Here is a 19,459-nt window from a genome sequence, read left to right on the forward strand (position 1 = left end):
AGTTAAACCCCTTCAACTTCCGCCACCATCAACAGCGTCTTCAGTACAGAATCCGGGTTTAAACTGATCGAATCAATCCCCAGTTCTACCAAGAATCGAGCAAATTCCGGGTAGTCGCTGGGCGCTTGACCGCAGATACCGATTTTGCGATTAGTTTTCTTAGCGGCAGCGATCGCCATCTTCACCATCCGCTTCACTGCTTCGTTACGTTCGTCAAAAATATGCGCCACTAACGCAGAATCCCGATCTAAACCTAACGTTAGCTGCGTTAAGTCGTTAGAACCGATGGAGAAACCATCAAAAACTTCGGCAAATTCTTCAGCCATAATTACGTTACTGGGCAACTCGCACATCACGTAAACTTGCAAACCGTTTTTACCTTGTTCCAAGCCATGCTTCGCCATCTCTGCTAACACCTTGCGCCCTTCTTCGGGAGTGCGGCAGAAAGGAATCATCGGGATAACATTGGTTAAACCCATTTCATCTCGCACCCGCTTCAAGGCTTGGCACTCTAAGGCGAAAGCATCGCGATAGTTTTCATCATAGTAACGAGACGCCCCTCGCCAGCTAAGCATTGGGTTTTCTTCTTTGGGTTCAAATTGCCTGCCTCCCAAAAGATTAGCGTATTCATTACTCTTGAAATCGCTCATTCGCACTACTACCGGATTGGGATAGAAAGCAGCGGCAATTCTGGCGGCTCCTTGAGCTAACTTATCCACAAAATATTGAGGTTTGTGTTCATAAGCTACCGTCATTTCCGCAATTTTTTCTTTAGCTTCTACATCCTCTAATTTGTCGTAAGAAATCAAAGCTAAAGGATGAGCTTTGATGTGATTAGCAATGATGAATTCCAGCCTAGCTAATCCTACCCCATCATTAGGAATCGCTGAGAGGCTAAATGCTTCTTCAGGATTGCCTACATTCATCATAATTTTAGTGCGAGTGCGGGGTAGGTTCTCCAGCGGAATTTCTTGAACTTCGTAGGGTAATAATCCGGAATAAACCCGTCCTTCTTCTCCCTCAGAACAAGAAACCGTAATTTCTTGACCTGTTTTTAAAATATCTGTACCATTTCCGCAACCCACAATGGCTGGAATTCCCATTTCTCTGGCAATAATTGCCGCGTGACAGGTACGCCCCCCTTTATTCGTAATAATCGCGCTAGCTTTTTTCATGATTGGTTCCCAATCAGGGTCAGTTTTATCAGTGACTAAAACTTCCCCGGCTTGGAACAAATCAATTTTATTCGCATCGAGAATTACCCTGGCTTTGCCCTGCCCGATTGCCTCTCCAACGCTACGCCCTGTTAGTAAAGGTACCGCCTGCTTCCCTCCTACCAGATGATAGCTACGCAGAACTGTTTTACTCTTTTGCGATTGCACTGTTTCTGGGCGAGCTTGGACGATAAAAAGCTCATTAGTAACACCATCTTTTGCCCACTCAATATCCATCGGCATATCTTTGCCGTGGACATCGCTGTAATGATTTTCAATCAAGCAAGCCCACTCGGCGAGTTGCAAAATTTCGTCATCGTTAAGGGCGAATTTCCGTTGCTCGCTTACGGGAACTCGCTCATTCTTAGTGATTTTGCAGCCCCCCTGATCGCACACTAATTTGAATTCTTTGCTGCCCAGTCGTTTGTCAATAATTGGGCGGAATCCATCTTTTAAAGTAGGCTTGAAAACCAAATATTCATCAGGGTTGACTGCCCCTTGAACTACATTTTCCCCTAATCCGTAAGCGGCTGTAATTAAGGCCGCATTTTTAAAGCCGGTTTCGGTATCAATCGAGAACATGACACCAGAGGAGGCTAAATCCGAACGTACCATTTTTTGCACGCCGACGGAAAGCGCAACATCAAAATGGTCGAAGTTCTTGATGTGGCGATAAGAAATTGCACGGTCGGTAAATAGGGAGGCAAAGCATCGATGACAAGCTGCCAAAACTCCTGGAGCGGTTTGAACGTTCAGGAAGGTTTCTTGTTGACCGGCAAAACTCGCATCGGGCAAATCTTCAGCAGTGGCAGAGGAGCGAACGGCTACATCCATGTCAGAGCCATAAAGCTTGCACATCTGTTGGTAAGCTGCGGTAATTGCTGTCCGTAGTTCCTCAGGGAAAGGCGTATGCATTAACAATGCTCGTGCCTTTTTTCCGCGTTCCCGCAGGTTGTCGAGGTCTTCAACATCCAAGTCAGAAAAGAGCGATCGCAGCTTGTCTTCTAATCCCGCTGATTGAATGAAATAGCGGTAGGCATACGCCGTTGTGGCAAACCCGTTGGGAACATTGACTCCCTGGCGGGTTAACTGCTGAATCATTTCCCCTAAGGAAGCATTTTTGCCGCCTACCAAAGGGACATCGATAATTCCAACTTCATCGAACCAGAGAATTAGCGATCGCTCTTTGGATAAGTGCAATGACCTTTCTGCCGCTGCTGTAACCATAGCTTTTTCTCCTTTTGTAGCTTTAGTCTAGCGATGGCGAGGCTGAGAATGGGTAAATTAGATCACTTCTTCATTAATTTTGTAATTTCTTTGGGATCACTGCGAAATCAGCCGGTTTTGGTTATAATTTCCAGAGATTAAAGCTGCCAATTAGCAAAAATGTCCTCAATAACAGGTCGGAATAAAGCTTAAAGAATTCAGGATAAATACTGAGGGATCGAGGATAAAGGTAAACAGAGTTTATAACTTTCGCCTTTCCTGCTCAAACTTTTTTACCCTTTAATTAATTAATTCCGATTTCCAGCCCAGTCCTTGTAGGCTGAGAATTGTTCTCTTGATTCCTTACTGAGGTACAAAGCAAAACGATAAAAGCCTCCCTACCTTCTTGCACGCAAAACAAAATAGCAGACCAAATGGAAAAAATTCCCCCATCTCTGTGAAGTTCGGGGGCAAGGAAGGAGCTGTTGTAGAGCAATCAAAAAGGGTAGGCGATCGCAAACGCGATCGGAGATTGGGAATGTTACAAGCGAGCATGCCCTGTATTGCTGAGATACGCCCCCACGTTTCTAGCGTGGGGCTACATAAACGAAGTTTGCCGGGAGCAGGCTAAAATTCTTAGTCTGTTCCCGGCAGCCGTTGTCCTCGCAAGCCTCCACCCTTCAGGGTGTAGGCGCATGATGCATTGGGATGCTCCCAGTTAGCAGTTCCCTATCACCCAAGTACCACGTTTCTAATCTTCAGAAACTGGTATCACACTTTAATATCTCAACCGGGTTACTTTCCATTTGACGATGGCTTGATTGAACAGCGATCAAACCATTCCTGGTAAGTTGCCTGATGTTCTGCGTCTTCTAGAATGATTTCCACTCGGACTTTGGCACACCCATGCCCACGCTGATGCGCGATCGCATCTAAAATTCGACTTGCTGTTCTCGGTGAATCAAACTCACCTCTAACTGTTGGCTGAGTATCTAAACTTGTAGTTTTAGCGTCGATACTTGTAGATTTAGCGCCGATAGCTGCTTCAATCAGCTCAAGACCAGGAATTTCTCCTTGTCCTAAATCAATTTCTGCAAGCTGTTTGTGTTCGGGGCTGATTTGTTCAACAATTAGAATTTCGCGGCGGACTGGCACCTCTACCATGCGCGTTTCGATTTCTTTGCGAACGATAACTTCACCGACTTTATGTTTGTTGCTGTCAATGACTAATCGTTCTTCTAACAACCGGAAGATTTCTTCCTCGACAACTTCTGACTCTGTACTAAAAGTATTAGAAGCATCCTCTGGCATACTAGTTTGCTCCAGTTCTTCTGGGTGATTATTTAATTCATCTGGCGTTGCTATGAAAGAAGCAGTTGAGGCATCTGTTACTTCCCACTCAGCTTTCGTTGAGATTGGTGAAGTTTCTAAAGGCTCTACATCCGTTGTTTTTTCTAAGGGTACATATTCAGGCAAATACTGGGTTTCCGCTTTGCTAATGTCTACAAACAGAGTTTTTGTAGACGAGTCCACCTGCTGGATATGCTTGCTTCGGATGAGAAATAATGGGGCATTTTGATTTAGCCCTTCTTGAGATATCACTAAGTTTAGCTGACGGTCTGAATCGAGATTTACATCCTTCACCTTTCCTAACAGCAAATTTTCCCGATCTCTGACTGCAAAAGATTTAAGTTTACTTTGCAATTTATTTAGCAAGACATTAATTCTGACATCGTTTCGCCTTGCTCCTTGCCCTTGTGCTAGCATTTGATGGTTCATTTTAAAAACTTCCTAAACGATCTTGAAGCAAAATTCGATTTTTTATTCCATTTATGAACGGGTGTTTATATAGATAACAAGCAAGTCATCATCCCAGTTTGAAGTTTAGATTTTGGATTAGGCATGGGGAAAGGGGATCTTTACCAGGAGCATATTCGCTTTGTTAGTAACGAATTTTCGATTGCGTTGTGTGACTAATCGTTACCCAACCGACAAAAGACAATGGTAATACAATCCCATATCCGCCATTTCAAAATTTGCAGCCCTTTTCCTAAACTCAAAAGTTTCTAGCAAGACTTGACGAATAAACACCCGATAATGCTTAAGCGTTTTATTGAAAATTAGGTGGTTGTATAGTTGGCATCCATCCAACAGCGAGGTAGGCTTTCTCCAGAAGGAAAAATTAATTCTTTCTTCTCAAAAGAAGCTTTTTCCTGTTCCTCCTGCCCTGCTTGATCTCGCCCAGAAATTGCATCATTATTAGGGTTGAACAGCTCCTCAATATCGAGAACTTCTATCAAATCGCCGGTTTGTTTGTTTTTGAGAAACATGAAGACTTTCTAAATTAGGTTATCAGGTGCAAGTTAGTGGTAGGAAAACCCTACCTCTAAAGGTGCAGGCAGAGCTAATAATTTGCCCTGCCTGCATGGTTTTTACTCGCTTAAATCATCGGTGACTTAATCGCTCGTTGGAGGGCTTCTTAAATCCGATCAGAAGGTAAGTTAGTAGGGCGGTTAATAGTAGCTTGCCCGTCCGTATTCACATCTAACTCTTCACGACGAATCGTTTCTTCTGCGTCAACTGTTTCGTGATCTACAACTTTCTTAACTCTGACTTCCTCACGCACAAAAGCTTCTTTGTGAATGTCAGGAGTTTCTTCGTAGATTTCCACGCGGGCAACTTCCCCTTCGCGGAAATCAGCTTCGCCAGGAGTTACGGCTGTTCCAGCATCTGCTGGAGTAACTCGCTCAATCACCACTCGCTCTTTTTCAACTGGTACTGACACTCGTGCAGTTTCGGTTTCAATGTGCTTACCAACCGTAACTTCCCCGGTTTTAACGCGAGTTTTGTTAGCAATCAACCGCTCTTGGTACAGTCTGAGAGTTTGATGATCCCGATCGTTCAGTCCGTACAAATTCGGCTCTTGCTGATAGTTGTAGGTACTCCGATCGTAAGCGTCAATGTTAGGCGTAGCCGCTGCATAGGAGGTATCAACAACAGGTGCTGCATCAACGTTAGCAGAGGTAGCAGAGGCTCCAGTAGAGGGAGTGCGATAAACGCCTCTTACCCGTTCTTCATAGTCGTAATCAGTCCTGGTAGCTTCGTTGAACTCTGGTAAAGCTTCTGCTTGCTCTCTGGTCATGCCAATGGCATAAACCCGATCCGTGTTGTAATCGATTCGCGAACGACCAATTGGTAGTAAAACTTTTTTGCCAAAAATCCAAAAGCCTAGGTCAACAACTAAATAACGGAAATGACCTTCTTCATCAACTAGAACATCGCTAACGGTTCCAATTTTATCGTCGGTACTACTTTCTGAATAGACCCCCATTCCATGAAGGTCATCTCCTTCAAAAGTCTCGCTGTAGTTTGGATCAAAGTCAGTGAGTTTTAAAAGAGGCATGGTTTTGTTTCCTCAAAATTATTTCTATATTTGCGATTTTATTAATTTTATTAAGTGTTTCCATCTCCCTAGCGACTGAATTAACTCGCGTTAAGTAACTCCTGCAAAAATTAAATCAAAGGATTTCAATATTTAAACTTGAGTTATTGAAAATGTAACTTGGTGGTTGAGCTTGAGTTTTTTAGGCAGTAACTGATAGCTAAAAATATTAAGAAATATTAATTAAGAGCAAGTTAAGATAAACAAATGCGTATTCCTAAGGGCTGAAAAACAAGTAAGAATTAAATCAGAAATAGCTAATAGTATCTAAAAAGTTCAAAAATTAATCTGCCTAACGGTAGAAAATGAGGATGTATAATCAGTCGTGGTTCAAGCAGGTGCAAAAGCACCGTGCGATCGCAGTCATTCGCGCACCGCAGATGGAGCTGGGTCGCCAAATGGCTCATGCGGTTGCGTCTGGGGGAATGCAGTTGATTGAAATTACTTGGAATAGCGACAACCCCGCAGAATTGATTGGTGATTTGCGATCGCAATTACCCGCGTGTACGATTGGCACGGGCACTGTATTAAATCGGGAACAGCTTAAAGACGCGATCGCTGCCGGTGCCCAATTCGTCTTTACTCCCCATGTTGACCCAATCTTAATTCAGATAGCTATGGATAGGGGCGTGCCGATGGTGCCGGGGGCGCTGTCTCCAACGGAAATTGTCACCGCGTGGCAAGCCGGTGCCAGTTGTGTCAAAGTGTTCCCCGTCCAAGCGGTAGGCGGTGCCAGCTACATCAAAAGTCTGCAAGGGCCATTAGGACATATTCCCTTAATTCCGACTGGGGGGGTCACGGTAGAAAATGCTAAAGCCTTTCTCGCGGCTGGAGCGATCGCGGTCGGACTTTCCGGCAGTTTATTTCCCCAAAACTGGGAAGCCAATGCCTCGTCCTCTGGATGGGAGGCGATCGCCAAACGCGCTCAAACTCTGATGCAATTAGTGAATGAATCCACCAGCTGAGTTACGATTGAGCTAATAAAAGACCGACATTAGTTGCTCCTAGCAGCTAATCAGAGCTTTTCGCTGAATTTTTCAAACCGATCCACCGAGTGAGATGATTTGCCATGAAAAGCATCATTTCTGCTAATTTGCTGCATCGCCCAGTTGCATTTTTTGCTGGGGCGGTGGTGGCGCTTACGGCTTTGGATGCTGCTTTCGCACCCGCGATCGCTCAAACAAAGCAGCCGATTGTGGCTGCAAAAATGCAGGAGTTGCAACAATCCGATCAACGCTGGATTCAGATTGACCTATCCAAGCAACGACTGGTTGCCTGGGAAGGTGGAAAACCCGTCTATGCAGTGGTTGTTTCTACCGGCAAACGTTCAACCCCCACTCGCACCGGCACGTTTGCGATTAAATCTAAACATCGGTCTGCCAGGATGCGCGGGGCTGATTATGATGTTCCGAATGTTCCTTACACGATGTATTACCACGGTGGTTATGCCATCCACGGTGCTTATTGGCATCGCCGGTTTGGAACTCCCGTTAGCCACGGTTGCATCAATGTAGCCGTTAATCATTCTAAATGGCTATTTAACTGGGCTGCGGTGGGGACGCCCGTCGTTGTCCATAAGTAAGAAGGAAAGTAAATAAAAATAAATAGTTTTTTTGGCTCTAGAACCCTCTTTTATGGAAAAATCTGGAATAGATTCCCAAAATCTATCTAAAGATGGTTTTAGCTAACTATCAGATAGGGAAACCTAACCTTAGCTACTTTCCTAGACCCGAAAGTGAGGTGTGTCATTAAAAGCCAAATTTGCTTTGCTTGGTTACGTCGTTCTGGAACCTTCTGGGCAAGTATTGCCCTGATCTTTGCGACTTTGTTTTCTTGGTCAACGCCCGCTCTGTCAGCATCAAAGTCAGTCAGGGCAAGGGAGACAGCCGAACAGCCATCGACGAGAAGATCGGTGCGATCGCGCAGAGCCATGCGGAAGCGCATCCGAGTTCGGAGAACAGCCGCCAGCAACAGGGTTCGCCGAGGCAGAAGAATTGCCAGCAACAAGGCTCGCGTTCGTAGAAGAGTCGCCAGCAACAGGGTTCGTCGTACAAGAGTCGCCAGTAACAGTCTTCGCGCTCGGCGATCGCAACGGCGCTGGATTGAAGTAAACCTTTCAAAGCAACGGTTAATTGCCTGGGAAGGTGGAAGACGGGTTTATTCTGTCCGAATTTCCAGTGGTAAGCGCTCCACCCCCACTCGCGTCGGGACTTTCAGGATTCAATCAAAGCACCGCACGGCTCGCATGCGAGGAAGAGACTACAACGTTCCCAATGTACCCTACACGATGTACTACTCCGGCGGCTATGCCATTCATGGAGCGTACTGGCATAACCGCTTTGGTACCCCAGTCAGCCACGGCTGTGTCAATGTGCCAGTCGCTCAAGCTCGCAAGTTGTACAGCTTCGCCTCACATGGCACAAAGGTGGTTGTCCGTCGTTAAGGGGTAACGGGTAATATCAAATAGCGTCATCAAAGAACCCCCGCCCCCTATCCCCAGAGGGGACCCCGAGTCCCCCAACCCCTCCCCGCAAGCAGGGAGGGGAGCTGGAGCCGGAGTGGGAGCGGGAGCAAAAGGCGATCGCTCTGTTGGTGGGGTTCTTCTTAATTGCGGGTAATCAACTGGATTGGATAAGGACTGATGACCCAAACCTAGCTCAGCTCAACGACCGGCTGATTGTCTAATAAAGTTTGATTGGTCAGCAGGTCTTCAACGGTGATTCGCAGGAAGCGCTCTCGATCGACGCGAAACAGAAGTTTAATGCGATCGCTTCCTGGGTACCCTGGTGGTGTCAAATTGGCAATGGTACGGGCACCCTGGCGGTCGTTGAGGGGTTGTACCGATGTCTGGTCGCTGCCCAGACGACGGGTGATTAAGCGATCGCCATCGAAATACACTTCAGTTCCACCTGTTTCAGCACCTAACTCTCCGACAATTAATTCGATGCTGGGTTGGTTTTCCACCGAAGCACCTAGAACTAATTCCACAGGTTGGCTCATCGGGTAAGCTTGACCTGAATTAATCAGTTGATGCCAGTTGTGGCGGTTATTCCGGCGATCCCAGTAGCGGATGCCATAGCTGTGGTAGAGAAAATCTTGCAGTTCGACGCCTTGACTCAGTTGCAGGGCACCTTGCGCGATCGCTTCAAACGGGCGATCGCAACGAATTTTGCTGGAGTCAAAGTATTGCTGCACCCACGTCTGTACGGCGGGGATTTGTACAGTCCCGCCCACTAATAAGACAGCATCAATATCTGACACTTCGATGCCTTGCCGACGCGCTTGCTGCAACACTTGAGTCATTGACTCGTCTAAGCGAGCAAAAAATTGGTGTTCTGTGAGGATGGCTTCAAAGCGATCGCGATTGAGTTCTAATTCGTAACTCTCAAAAGTTTCATCATTAAAATAAACCTCGTTCGCTTCGGTTTGCACAGATAACTGAATTTTTAACCGTTCTGCCAGTCGTGTCGTCAAAGGGGTCGGCTTCAATCCCTGAGTTTTGGCGAAATAATCAACAACCCAGTTATCCAGATCCGAACCGCCTAAATTTTGTCCGGCTTTCGCTAATACCCGCGCAGTTTTTGCCTTCTGTCCGGACTTTTCAGCTAGCTGTTTTTTTCCCCATTTGAGAATAAAACCCAGTGGCTTCTGAGTTTCTGTCATATCCAGCCGCACCAGGGAAAGATCCAGCGTCCCGCCGCCAAAATCTACCACCAGTACCACGCCCCCATCTTTCATTCCATAGCCCAAAGCAGCGGCTGTCGGTTCATCCAACATCCGCACTTGTTCTACCGGAAGAGATTGGCATACCTGTCCCAGCCACTTTCGGTAAGCTTCAAAGCTGTCTACTGGCACCGTTAATACCAGAGACTGTCCCACATCGGGAGTAACAGCATGGAGTTTCTCAATCAGCTGGTTGAGGAACCATTGTCCGACTTGCTCAAAAGTAACGAACTGCCCATCTAATTCTGGGAGGAATCCTTGAATATCAGCCCCAATTCCTCGTTTAAAGCTACGGAAAAAGCGGGCATCGCTAGTGAGATCGAGACCGCGATCGCGTACAGCTTGCCCCACCACCACCGTCGAGAGTGCCGCATCCTCAACATAGAGCAAACTGGGAATTAGGGGGGGATTCTGCCCAGCGATGACCGATAACCCAGGTAAACTCACGGTTTCTGGTTGCTGGAGGGCTGGATTCCAGCGAGCGATAACCGTATTGCTAGTTCCAAAATCAATTGCGATCGCCATTCAGCTTCACACCGACAAACCGGCATCACGTCCTCAAGGATTTTATCAACGAATCTCCCTGTTTCCCTTCAAACTCAGTTTTCCTGCTTTTTTTGTCTGACTTAAAGGCTACTAAACCTCTATGCTGTCGAGGTTATAGCTTTTTTAGTAGTTTAATATACATTTTCTTGCCTTTTGTCGATTTCTCTGGTATTTTAACAACTCCCTCTTTGGACGCATGGCAAGTAAAAGAAACATTTTTTAACATAGAAGTGTCAAGGGGAATGTCAGGAGTTATCAAAAGTCCTCAAGCCCTTTAATCGCTAGATGACCATTCAGTATTTTTAGAAAAAGGGCTGAAAAGATGAATAACCAGCAACCAACAGAAGCTGCTAATTTCTTAGCAAACTTCAAAATTGGTCTATGGTTCTTCGGTATTTCCTTCTGGCTATTTGGAATTACCGATAGAAGTATCGCTTCATTGTCAGATGGATATCTTTCTGTCATTGACATCGCGCAACTAGGCACGGCGACGTTTTTCTTTGTAAGTTGGCTGCTTTTAAAGCCAACCTCAAGGCAAAAACAGGTTTAAGACAGGTGGCATTCGGAGGTTTTTTCCAGAGGTGTATCTAGTGCCAATGGCACTAGATGAAGTAGACGATCCCAAACGCGATCGCTTCTATACAAGCTTCCAAGCACCATTAGGAGTGCTAAAGCCAAGCATAAATCAATAGAAAAATCTCAATCTTTTGAATTATTATGTCTAGCAATATTCTTCAAAACACTGACTTTAAACTCATAAACAATAATCAATACCTAGAGATTTCTCTATTTATCACCAACTTCAAGAATGGAATTTGGGTATTTGGAATTCCCTCTTGGCTATTCGGACTCACCGATAGAACGGTTGCTTCCTTTGCTGATGGCTATTTATCAGTAATAGAAGTTATCCACTTATTTACAGCTTCTTTTTTCTTCCTAAGTTGGCTGTATTTAAGACCCGATCAAAACTTAACGGGCGATAGTTTAGGCACAATCCAAAACTACCAAGCCGATGTAAATCCTTACCAAGATGAAGGATATTTATCTACAGTTCAAGCTAGAATGCTTGAATTGCAAGAGCAGCATCAGCATATGATAGGGCAGGAATATATTCTACCTTTTCCCTACGTATGCCAAATCTATCATTTATTAAATTTAAAACATCTGGAAAGTATTCACAACTTTAGCCTGAATAATTTACGGGTTATTAATGTGAGTCATTTCCAGCCTACAGCCATCGGTGGAATGGTGAAATTCCAAACTGTTTTAGATTCTCCAATTAATCCTTTAAGAATTTGGAGACAACCTATCGTTGAAGTGGACTTAACATTGCATAGTCCCTATACGGTTGAACTCAGCATTCCCGTTTACAATGGCAAAAGGATCGTTGTAATTTTCAATGCCATTCCGCTCAGCGACACCGAACATAAGTTCCTCGTAGACATTTACAGCGATTTGGAGTGGCCCAGACCTTTATTGCAATTTATCTTGCATTTTGCCTCTTGTTTGACACTCTTTGAAGATTTGCCTTACCTACAGAAACTAGCTGAAAGAAATATACAGCGTTTGGTTAGCTTAAATAGGGTTTCAAATCATGAAACAATGTGGCTCTTTCAAAGATTTGTAGACCTCTACGGTTCGAGTATAGAATCCTCGGAAACCAAAGCAATTAAAGCGATTGATGCGTCGCAAGAAGCTACCCTTTTAAGCTAAGACAGCGGAATCTAACGGTTGCTGGGTTTCATTCCCAGGGTTCAGGCTACGGAATTTCGGCTAAAGATCGGTGCTATTCAGGTTCAGTTGAATGGCACTGATTTCAGTCTTAAACTAAGGCTCTAAACTAAAGTTTGGGCTGAAAGCTCGTAACCCATCAAAACGGGTTCAACGCTCACTCAGTCAGTTTAATTTAGCTTAACATTGCTTCTGGCTGTGGAATTTATCTCCAGGCTCATGGCGGCGGTTCTATTCAGATTCAGTTTCTTGCTTGTTGCACAAAGTATCCAGCAAACGGGATCTATCTGTCTGCAAGTCAAATAAATGTAACCCAAACTTCTCTGATAGTTCCTCAGACACCTTTATTCCCCTGACGCTGCTGCCGTGCGAGTCTAGCGGGGGTGAAAAAATTGCAATGCCCATTTGCTGTGGCACAACCACAATCAGTCCGCCCGATACTCCACTTTTAGCGGGAAGACCCACTTTATACGCCCACTCTCCGGCAAAGTCATACATCCCGCAAGTGTACATGACTGTCAAAATATCTCTGATATAACGGGAATCAACCGCACGCTCCTGGGTGATCGGGTTCATGCCGTTGTTCGCAAGAGTCGCTGCCATCACTGCCAAATCGCGGCAATTCACCATCAAAGAACACTGCTGAAAGTACAAATCCAGTGCCTCGTCAATTTTCGCGTCGATCATGCCAAAATTGAGCATCAGATGCGCCATTGCTCGGTTGCGATGCCCGGTCGTTCGCTCTGACATGAACACGGACATATCAATAAATAGGTTGTGTCCAACGTAACGCTGAAACATATCCAGCATCCGGTTTAAGCGCTCAGTTGGTCCCACTCCTTTAATTAAACTGGTGGTAGCGATCGCTCCCGCATTTACCATTGGGTTATACGGTCGCTTTGAGGATTCATCCAGCTTAATAATTGAGTTAAAAGCATCGCCGGTGGGTTCCACTCCTACCCTCTTTACAACATAATCGCGCCCATGATCTTCCAGCGCCATTCCATATACAAATGCTTTGGAAATCGACTGAAGGGTGAACAACTGTTCGCAATCGCCGATTTCATAAACTTGACCATCCACGGTGACAATGCATATCCCAAACCAATCCGGGTTTGCCTTGGCGAGTTCCGGGATATAGTTTGCCAATACACCTTCATGAATTGACTTGTACTTGAGGTGCAAGTCGTTGAGAAAGTCTTGCAGGATGGCACTTGCCATTGGTAATTGGTAATAAGGAATGGGTAATCGCTAATTGTTTCGGGTGACACTAGCGATTAGAAATTAACGTAAACTTGCCGCCGCCTGTTTGATGGGTTCAAGCAAATCTAACGGTACCTGAAGCATATTCAGCGTACTGCGATCTGGAGTTTTGGGATCGGGACTGGGGCCATGATAATCGCTGCCGCCTGTCATCAGTAAGCCATATTCAGCACACAACTTTTTGAGATTTTGAATTTCTTTGGCGCTGTGGTTGGGATGATAAACCTCAACGCCCATTAACCCAGCAGCAACCAATTCTTTCAGCACTTCCTTCACATCACCGCCTCGGAACAGGTAGGGATGCGCCCAGACAGGGACGGCACCACAAGAACGTAACATGGCAATCCCTTCAACAATCGAGAATTTCTCGTAATGCACATAAGCTGGTTTATCATCCCCCAGCAGACGATCGAAAGCTTCCCGCGATGACTGAAAATAACCGGCTTTCACGAGGGCAGTCGCAATATGAGGACGCCCTGGTGCCATGCCTTCGCCTAATTCAGGTAACTGAATCGGGTAGCCTAATTCTGCCAGTTTAGCGACCATTTGTTGCGATCGCCGTTTCCGTCCTTCTAGGCGATCGCCCAAAGGTTCTCGCAGCTTCTGTGCATCTGGGTAAAAGCCCAAAATATGTAAGGAACAATGGTTGTGAACGGTGCTGAGTTCCAATCCGGGGACAATTTCCAGGTTATGCAGTTTGGCAGCAGCAAACGCCTCATCCCAGCCATTCATCGTATCGTGATCGGTAATGGCAAGGGCGCGGACTCCGGCACTCATCGCCGCGTTAACGAGTTCGCTGGGTGTGAGGGTGCCGTCTGAGTATGTGGTGTGGCAGTGTAGTTCTAGCATTCTTTAATTGTCGCTTGATTCACGCTCGGTAGGATTGTGGCGGACTAAACTCGACGAAAGATGTCTTGGCAGAACTCTAGCGCTGTTTTCAAGTCGCTGGTTTGCTGAGGATACGCAACTTCTGGACGAGCGATCGCAACTAAAGGAATGCCTAACTCTGCGGAAACTCTGCGCTTGATATCTTCTCCCCCAGCAGTTCCCGATGCTTTCGTCACCACCAGGGAAATGTCCCACTGACGCCAAAGTGCCGTTTCCAATTCAGTAGAGATAGGAGGGCGAATCGCAATCAGTTTATCGGGTGTAAACCCTGATTGTAAAGCTGCTTCCAGCGCTGTTACGGAAGGAAGAATTCGGGCAAATAAAGTAGACTTTTCTTGCCAAGGACGGAACCGGGACAAGCTTCGATAACCAATTGTCAGTAGCACCCGTTGCCCTTGTAGGTAGTCTCCAGATAAAAGCGTGTCGAAACTATCTAGCTCTATTACCCACTGCTTCTGTAAGCTTGCATCAATAACCGGACGCTCGTAGCGGAGATAGGGAATCTGTTGCTTTTGGGCAGTTGCGATCGCTATCTTGGAAATCTCCGCCGCATAGGGATGAGACGCATCCAAAATCGCCACAATTCCCTGCTCTTTTAAAAACCAATCCAACTGCGCTGCATGCAGATAGCCCACCCAAACTTGCAAGGAGGGTATTGATGGATACAGCGTTCTAGCGGCTTCTGTGGTGACAGTAACAATGCAGGGTAGATGGAAACGAGCGATCGCCTTTGCTAACTCGGCACTCTCCTGAGTGCCCCCAATTAGCCACAGGCGTTGCTCAAAGGATGAAGAATTCATTGTTTCTGATTCATCCCTCACCCTTTATCCTTCCTCTATCCCTTGAGTGCTTTTCTAAAGTTCTGACGATAGGATTTATTGCCAATTATCAAAGCAGGCCATAAGAGAGCCAGAACGAGCCGACCTTGGCTGAAATTCGTCCGGCGAAACCCCTTCCAGAATCTCCATCCGCCGTATCCATAAGCCCCTAGAAATAATAAGCCTAATAACGTACCCATTCAAACAATCCTCATTAACCCATTAAAACTGACTGCATTTTTGTCGCCACCAGCAACTGTTAATCTTTCCAACACTGTTTGAGACATCCACCTTGGGCAGTTCCAGAAGATTAGAACATTCTGCTTCATCTCTCAAGTGTAAGCTAGACTACGCAATTGATTCCGGCTACACGGCAAAGTAGCATTGATTCAGTTCTAACCTATCCGAGGTTGAGTTGTAGCTGCACCCTCAAGATGTAACAAAAGCAATTTTCTAGATCGAGGAGCCAGCAGATACCAGCAATCAACGAGATAATTAGGGAGTCGCCGCTAAATTTAACATCTGCTTTAAAATGAAAGCCTCAAAGGATTTGCCCAGAGTCAAGGCTGCACTCTAATCTTATGAGGGATACCTTAAATTTCAAGGGTATAGGAGACTAAAAGACAAGACTTAGGTCAACTTAAATCATCAAGGTCACGCCCGTACCATAACAAAGAATCAGGAGGACTTATGCGAGCAGTGCTGATGGCTGGCGGTTCGGGAACGCGGCTGAGACCGCTGACGTGCGATCTTCCCAAACCGATGGTGCCGATTCTGAATCGACCGATTGCAGAACACATTATCAATCTGCTCAAGCGGCATCAGATTACAGAGGTTATAGCCACTCTGCACTATCTCCCTGATGTCATGCGAGACTACTTCCAGGACGGCAGCGACTTTGGAGTGCAGATCACCTATGCGATTGAAGAAGACCAGCCTTTAGGTACGGCTGGTTGCGTCAAGAACATTGCTGAGTTACTAGATGAAACCTTTTTAGTCATTAGCGGCGACAGCATTACTGATTTTGATTTAACCCAAGCAATTGAATTTCACAAAAAACAGAAGTCAAAAGCAACCCTGATTTTAACCCAAGTTCCCAACCCGATTGAATTTGGCGTGGTAATTACAGATGAAAAACAGAGAATTCGTCGGTTTTTAGAAAAGCCTTCTTCTAGCGAAATTTTCTCCGATACTGTCAACACCGGCACCTACATTCTGGAACCAGAAGTCCTACAATACCTCCCCAGCAATCAGGAGTCTGACTTCTCGAAAGACTTATTCCCATTGCTATTGGAACAAGACGAGCCGATGTACGGCTACGTTGCCCAAGGATATTGGTGCGATGTAGGTCATTTAGATGCTTACCGAGAGTCTCAATATGATGGCTTACATCAAAAAGTTAAATTAGACTTTGCTTACGAGCAAGTGTCTCCCGGACTGTGGATAGGTCAGAACACTCATATCGACCCCTCAGCCAAAATTGAAGCGCCTGCACTGATCGGGAATAACTGCCGAATTGGGGCACGAGTGCATATCGAGCCAGGAACCTCAATTGGCGACAATGTAACGATTGGAGCTGACGCAAACTTGAAGCGTCCGATTGTCTGGAATGGAGCGATTATTGGCGAGGAAGCGCATCTGCGGGCTTGCGTGATTGGTCGCGGCACCAGAGTCGATAGGCGATCGCACGTTTTGGAAGGAGCCGTCGTGGGTTCGCTCTCTACCGTTGGGGAAGAAGCGCAAGTTTCGCCCCAGGTGCGTGTTTGGCCTAGCAAACAAATTGAATCGGGCGCGACATTAAACATTAACTTGATTTGGGGTCACACGGCTCATCGCAATTTGTTTGGGCAACGCGGTGTGAGTGGGTTAGCGAATATCGACATCACTCCAGAATTTGCTGTCAAACTGGGTGCAGCTTACGGTTCCACATTAAAGCCCGGTTCCCAGATCACCATCTCCCGCGACCAGCGGAATATTTCCCGCATGGTCAGTCGCGCTTTGATTGCTGGTTTGATGTCGGTGGGCATCCACGTCCAAAACCTGGAAGCAACGGCAATCCCAATTTCCCGCACGGTTATTCCCACTTACTCAGTTGCCGGAGGTATCCACGTGCGGGTGCATCCAGATCGACCCGACCACATTTTGATCGAATTTTTCGATCGGCAGGGCATCAATATCTCGAAATCCCAAGAGAAAAAAATTGAGGGGGCTTATTTTAAGGAAGACTTGCGGCGAGTCCAGATTCAAGAAACTGGAAATGTCGCCTACCCCAGCCAGGTGCTAGATGTTTACAGCACGGCGTTTGAGAATCATCTCAATACGGGGGCAATTCGCAACTCAGGCTCGAAGGTAGTCATTGACTACGTTTATGCAGTTTCAGGAGCCATCCTGCCACAACTGTTGGCAAAATTTGGCTGTGATGCTGTGGTACTGAATGCCAGCTTGAATCAAACGGGACTGGCTGCGGCAGAACGAGAAGCGTTGCTTAATCAGCTGGGTCATGTGGTAGAAGCGCTAAAAGCAAATTTTGGCGTCCAGGTATCAGCAAACGGAGAACAGTTAATTTTGGTGGATGAATCGGGTACGCCGATTCGCGGTGAAATGTTGACAGCGCTGATGGTTAACATGATTCTCACCGCTCATCCCAGAGGAACGGTGGTGGTGCCGGTGCATAGCAGCAGTGCGGTAGAACAGATTGCTCGTCGCCACGATGCTAAGGTGATTCGCACGAAGGCAAATCCCACGGCGTTGATGGAAGCGTCTCAAGCGAATCCGAATGTAGTACTGGGTGGCAGTGGGGAAATGGGCTTTATTTTTCCACAGCTGCATCCAGGGTTTGATGCCATGTTCTGCATTGCCAAGATGATGGAGATGCTAACGATGCAAGAGCGAAATCTGGCGGCGATCCGCGCCGATCTCCCCCGGGTTTACCACAAGAGTTACACGGTGCGCTGCCCCTGGACGGCAAAAGGAGCCTTGATGCGCCATTTAGTAGAAACCCACCCAGCCGAACATCTGGAATTAGTGGATGGAGTGAAGATTTGCAACTACCAGGATGATAGCTGGGTACTAGTGTTGCCGGATGCGGGTGAGCCGCTGGTGCATATCTTCGCCAATAGTAATGACCGGGATTGGGTTGATGAAACCTTACGGGAGTATCGCGGTCGGGTTCAATCGTTTGTTGACCAAGAGGAAGGTGTGGAGGAAGTTAAATTGCAATTGGTGTAGGGTGTTAGGTAATCGGTAATCGGTGAAGAGCGATCGCTCCTTCATCCTTGGTTATTCGCTGATGACGAATGACGAATTGCGAATAACCAATTACCCGTTACCATACCCACTTTTGGGTCTTCTTTGGTACATTTGTTCTATTATGAATGAGGCCGCTCGGTTCAGCGCGAGGATCTTGGAGTTATGAACAGCTGCATTTTAATGGCGGAGATTATCAGGGAACCGCAACTTCGTTACACGCCGGATACCCAAACGGCGGTTACGGAGATGATGGTACAGTTTCCTGGACTGCGGGCGGAAGACCCCCCGGCAACGGTGAAGGTCGTCGGCTGGGGCAATTTAGCGCAAGAAATTCAGGGAAGTTTCAAGAAGGGCGATCGCGTCATCCTTGAAGGTCGCCTGACAATGAACACCATTGACCGACAAGAAGGTTTTAAAGAAAAACGCGCCGAGTTAACGGTTTCCCGGATTCACAAAGTGGCAATCGATACAGATTTTGACACTTCGGTAGCCGAATCGACTCCTCCCAGCAATGTCGTTCCAATGGGTTCTCGTCGTCCTACCTCCGCACCCGCTGATGACAGCGATGGGGGAATGTCTGGAGACTTCCCAACAGAGGAAACACCGCCCAGTCGCGTTCCCTCCCGAACGGGCAGCCGTTCCACCCCACCGCCTCAAGGAGATATCGACGATATCCCCTTTTAGCCGTCATGGGTCATGAGTCATTAGTCTTTGGCAACATATTCATGGCTAAGGGCTAATCACTCGTAACTAATCGCTATTTGTGAAGATAATCGCCCAAAAAATCAAAGGGATCTTCGTCATCCCAGCAAGGTTCAGGCCACAGCCAGATGAGGTTGTGGTTAATATCTGCTTCAATTTCCTCACTGTCATCTCGTTCAAATAGCACTGCCAGTGCTGTCACGTCTCGCTCTCGCAAAGGCATGAGCGATGCGCCTTGAGTGCCTAAGTCATAGCTTTTCTTGGTTGAAAGGCCATAGGAGATCAGAGCGTTTTCCCCAGCCGCATAGCGCGCGGAAGCCTCGCTCTCAAGCTTTGACCTACAGAGGGCGAGTTCTAGGGGGAAGGTGGTGCTGTCGTTGCTAGATGAAGGGATAAGCATGGGTGCATACCGTAACAGCGTGGCAGCATCTATATAAGCGAAGCGATCGCGCAGAAAACCTAGAGCAGTTTTTCAATTCTGCGTAGATTCTGCGTAGAAGTGCTTCGCCTTCGCCTTTCCCGGCGGCAGAACGTTTTGCTTTCCAGCCTTGTTTCGCTTGCCGTTCCGGTTGCCAGCGATCTTTCTGGTCCGTCGCAGTAAATGCACAACCCCTTACACCACAAAAGAGCGTAAGACCCCTTAATCAAGATAATTACTTCCTGGGTAGGAAGTTGTA

The 19,459-nt window shown here is 46.7% G+C and carries 16 protein-coding genes and 1 pseudogene; 7 read left to right on the top strand and 10 right to left on the bottom strand.

Features of this window, described 5'->3' with window-relative positions:
• Positions 1 to 2: 2 nt before the first annotated feature.
• The 4 genes from ppsA to NC996_RS10235 form a co-directional block, all read right to left on the bottom strand.
• Positions 3 to 2,441 carry a phosphoenolpyruvate synthase gene (gene ppsA, locus NC996_RS10220; RefSeq protein ID WP_190682660.1) on the bottom strand — a complete coding sequence of 813 codons (2,439 nt, stop codon included), beginning with the start codon at positions 2,439 to 2,441 and terminating at the stop codon, positions 3 to 5.
• 774 nt (positions 2,442 to 3,215) lie between these two features.
• A complete protein-coding gene (locus tag NC996_RS10225) occupies positions 3,216 to 4,199 on the bottom strand; it encodes a DUF2382 domain-containing protein (protein ID WP_190682663.1) in 984 nt (327 codons plus the stop codon).
• A 341-nt stretch (positions 4,200 to 4,540) separates the two neighbouring features.
• Positions 4,541 to 4,750: an acetyltransferase gene (locus tag NC996_RS10230; protein WP_190412075.1), complete on the bottom strand. Its 210-nt coding sequence runs from the start codon at positions 4,748 to 4,750 to the stop codon at positions 4,541 to 4,543.
• Between the two features lie 149 nt (positions 4,751 to 4,899).
• Positions 4,900 to 5,823 (bottom strand): DUF2382 domain-containing protein, encoded by a 924-nt coding sequence (locus NC996_RS10235; RefSeq protein WP_190430210.1) that lies wholly within the window; start codon positions 5,821 to 5,823, stop codon positions 4,900 to 4,902.
• A 350-nt stretch (positions 5,824 to 6,173) separates the two neighbouring features.
• Here NC996_RS10235 and NC996_RS10240 point away from each other — a divergent pair, with 350 nt between their 5' ends.
• The 3 genes and pseudogenes from NC996_RS10240 to NC996_RS10250 all read left to right on the top strand — a co-directional run.
• Positions 6,174 to 6,827, top strand: coding sequence for a bifunctional 4-hydroxy-2-oxoglutarate aldolase/2-dehydro-3-deoxy-phosphogluconate aldolase (locus NC996_RS10240; protein ID WP_190682666.1), 654 nt, complete (start codon positions 6,174 to 6,176; stop codon positions 6,825 to 6,827).
• Between the two features lie 104 nt (positions 6,828 to 6,931).
• The gene (locus NC996_RS10245) at positions 6,932 to 7,444 is read left to right on the top strand and encodes a L,D-transpeptidase (RefSeq protein ID WP_190430208.1); all 513 of its coding nucleotides are present in this window, start codon (positions 6,932 to 6,934) and stop codon (positions 7,442 to 7,444) included.
• Positions 7,445 to 7,942: 498 nt separating this feature from the next.
• Positions 7,943 to 8,305 (top strand): annotated as a pseudogene (locus tag NC996_RS10250) (L,D-transpeptidase); the annotation flags it as partial.
• Between the two features lie 209 nt (positions 8,306 to 8,514).
• Here the strand turns inward: NC996_RS10250 and NC996_RS10255 are convergent.
• The gene (locus NC996_RS10255; protein WP_190682669.1) at positions 8,515 to 10,110 is read right to left on the bottom strand and encodes an Hsp70 family protein; all 1,596 of its coding nucleotides are present in this window, start codon (positions 10,108 to 10,110) and stop codon (positions 8,515 to 8,517) included.
• Between the two features lie 343 nt (positions 10,111 to 10,453).
• On the opposite strand from NC996_RS10255, the gene NC996_RS10260 reads away from it, so the two are divergent.
• On the top strand, positions 10,454 to 10,681 hold the full coding sequence (locus tag NC996_RS10260) for a hypothetical protein (RefSeq protein ID WP_190412080.1): 228 nt from the start codon (positions 10,454 to 10,456) through the stop codon (positions 10,679 to 10,681).
• 167 nt (positions 10,682 to 10,848) lie between these two features.
• Entirely contained in the window at positions 10,849 to 11,844 is a 996-nt protein-coding gene (locus NC996_RS10265; RefSeq protein ID WP_190430206.1) for a hypothetical protein, read from the top strand.
• A gap of 249 nt (positions 11,845 to 12,093) precedes the next feature.
• Here the strand turns inward: NC996_RS10265 and glsA are convergent, their stop codons facing one another.
• The 4 genes from glsA to NC996_RS10285 all read right to left on the bottom strand — a co-directional run bounded on the left by glsA (position 12,094) and on the right by NC996_RS10285 (position 15,031).
• The gene (gene glsA, locus NC996_RS10270; protein WP_190675995.1) at positions 12,094 to 13,083 is read right to left on the bottom strand and encodes a glutaminase A; all 990 of its coding nucleotides are present in this window, start codon (positions 13,081 to 13,083) and stop codon (positions 12,094 to 12,096) included.
• A 63-nt stretch (positions 13,084 to 13,146) separates the two neighbouring features.
• Positions 13,147 to 13,974, bottom strand: coding sequence for a PHP domain-containing protein (locus NC996_RS10275; RefSeq protein WP_190682672.1), 828 nt, complete (start codon positions 13,972 to 13,974; stop codon positions 13,147 to 13,149).
• Positions 13,975 to 14,018: 44 nt separating this feature from the next.
• Positions 14,019 to 14,813 (bottom strand): cobalt-precorrin-6A reductase, encoded by a 795-nt coding sequence (locus tag NC996_RS10280; protein ID WP_190682675.1) that lies wholly within the window; start codon positions 14,811 to 14,813, stop codon positions 14,019 to 14,021.
• Positions 14,814 to 14,848: 35 nt separating this feature from the next.
• The gene (locus NC996_RS10285; protein ID WP_190682676.1) at positions 14,849 to 15,031 is read right to left on the bottom strand and encodes a hypothetical protein; all 183 of its coding nucleotides are present in this window, start codon (positions 15,029 to 15,031) and stop codon (positions 14,849 to 14,851) included.
• 490 nt (positions 15,032 to 15,521) lie between these two features.
• Between NC996_RS10285 and NC996_RS10290 the strand changes: the two genes are divergently transcribed.
• Both NC996_RS10290 and NC996_RS10295 read left to right on the top strand, forming a co-directional pair.
• Positions 15,522 to 18,059, top strand: coding sequence for a mannose-1-phosphate guanyltransferase (locus NC996_RS10290; RefSeq protein WP_190682679.1), 2,538 nt, complete (start codon positions 15,522 to 15,524; stop codon positions 18,057 to 18,059).
• Positions 18,060 to 18,242: 183 nt separating this feature from the next.
• The gene (locus tag NC996_RS10295) at positions 18,243 to 18,764 is read left to right on the top strand and encodes a single-stranded DNA-binding protein (protein ID WP_190412086.1); all 522 of its coding nucleotides are present in this window, start codon (positions 18,243 to 18,245) and stop codon (positions 18,762 to 18,764) included.
• 73 nt (positions 18,765 to 18,837) lie between these two features.
• Here the strand turns inward: NC996_RS10295 and NC996_RS10300 are convergent, their stop codons facing one another.
• Positions 18,838 to 19,182, bottom strand: a complete 345-nt coding sequence (locus tag NC996_RS10300; RefSeq protein WP_190682746.1) for a hypothetical protein — start codon at positions 19,180 to 19,182, stop codon at positions 18,838 to 18,840.
• Positions 19,183 to 19,459: the final 277 nt, after the last annotated feature.

This window comes from Trichocoleus sp. ST-U2 (genome assembly GCF_039961875.1).
GTDB lineage: Bacteria > Cyanobacteriota > Cyanobacteriia > Cyanobacteriales > FACHB-T130 > FACHB-T130.

Bases quoted from the DNA above. Each gene is read 5' to 3' on its own strand.
- ppsA (WP_190682660.1), bottom strand. From the start codon at position 2,441: ATGGTTACAGCAGCGGCAGAAAGGTCATTGCACTTATCCAAAGAGCGA.
- NC996_RS10225 (WP_190682663.1), bottom strand. From the start codon at position 4,199: ATGAACCATCAAATGCTAGCACAAGGGCAAGGAGCAAGGCGAAACGAT.
- NC996_RS10230 (WP_190412075.1), bottom strand. From the start codon at position 4,750: ATGTTTCTCAAAAACAAACAAACCGGCGATTTGATAGAAGTTCTCGAT.
- NC996_RS10235 (WP_190430210.1), bottom strand. From the start codon at position 5,823: ATGCCTCTTTTAAAACTCACTGACTTTGATCCAAACTACAGCGAGACT.
- NC996_RS10240 (WP_190682666.1), top strand. From the start codon at position 6,174: ATGTATAATCAGTCGTGGTTCAAGCAGGTGCAAAAGCACCGTGCGATC.
- NC996_RS10245 (WP_190430208.1), top strand. From the start codon at position 6,932: ATGAAAAGCATCATTTCTGCTAATTTGCTGCATCGCCCAGTTGCATTT.
- NC996_RS10255 (WP_190682669.1), bottom strand. From the start codon at position 10,110: ATGGCGATCGCAATTGATTTTGGAACTAGCAATACGGTTATCGCTCGC.
- NC996_RS10260 (WP_190412080.1), top strand. From the start codon at position 10,454: ATGAATAACCAGCAACCAACAGAAGCTGCTAATTTCTTAGCAAACTTC.
- NC996_RS10265 (WP_190430206.1), top strand. From the start codon at position 10,849: ATGTCTAGCAATATTCTTCAAAACACTGACTTTAAACTCATAAACAAT.
- glsA (WP_190675995.1), bottom strand. From the start codon at position 13,083: ATGGCAAGTGCCATCCTGCAAGACTTTCTCAACGACTTGCACCTCAAG.
- NC996_RS10275 (WP_190682672.1), bottom strand. From the start codon at position 13,974: ATGCTAGAACTACACTGCCACACCACATACTCAGACGGCACCCTCACA.
- NC996_RS10280 (WP_190682675.1), bottom strand. From the start codon at position 14,813: ATGAATTCTTCATCCTTTGAGCAACGCCTGTGGCTAATTGGGGGCACT.
- NC996_RS10285 (WP_190682676.1), bottom strand. From the start codon at position 15,031: ATGGGTACGTTATTAGGCTTATTATTTCTAGGGGCTTATGGATACGGC.
- NC996_RS10290 (WP_190682679.1), top strand. From the start codon at position 15,522: ATGCGAGCAGTGCTGATGGCTGGCGGTTCGGGAACGCGGCTGAGACCG.
- NC996_RS10295 (WP_190412086.1), top strand. From the start codon at position 18,243: ATGAACAGCTGCATTTTAATGGCGGAGATTATCAGGGAACCGCAACTT.
- NC996_RS10300 (WP_190682746.1), bottom strand. From the start codon at position 19,182: ATGCTTATCCCTTCATCTAGCAACGACAGCACCACCTTCCCCCTAGAA.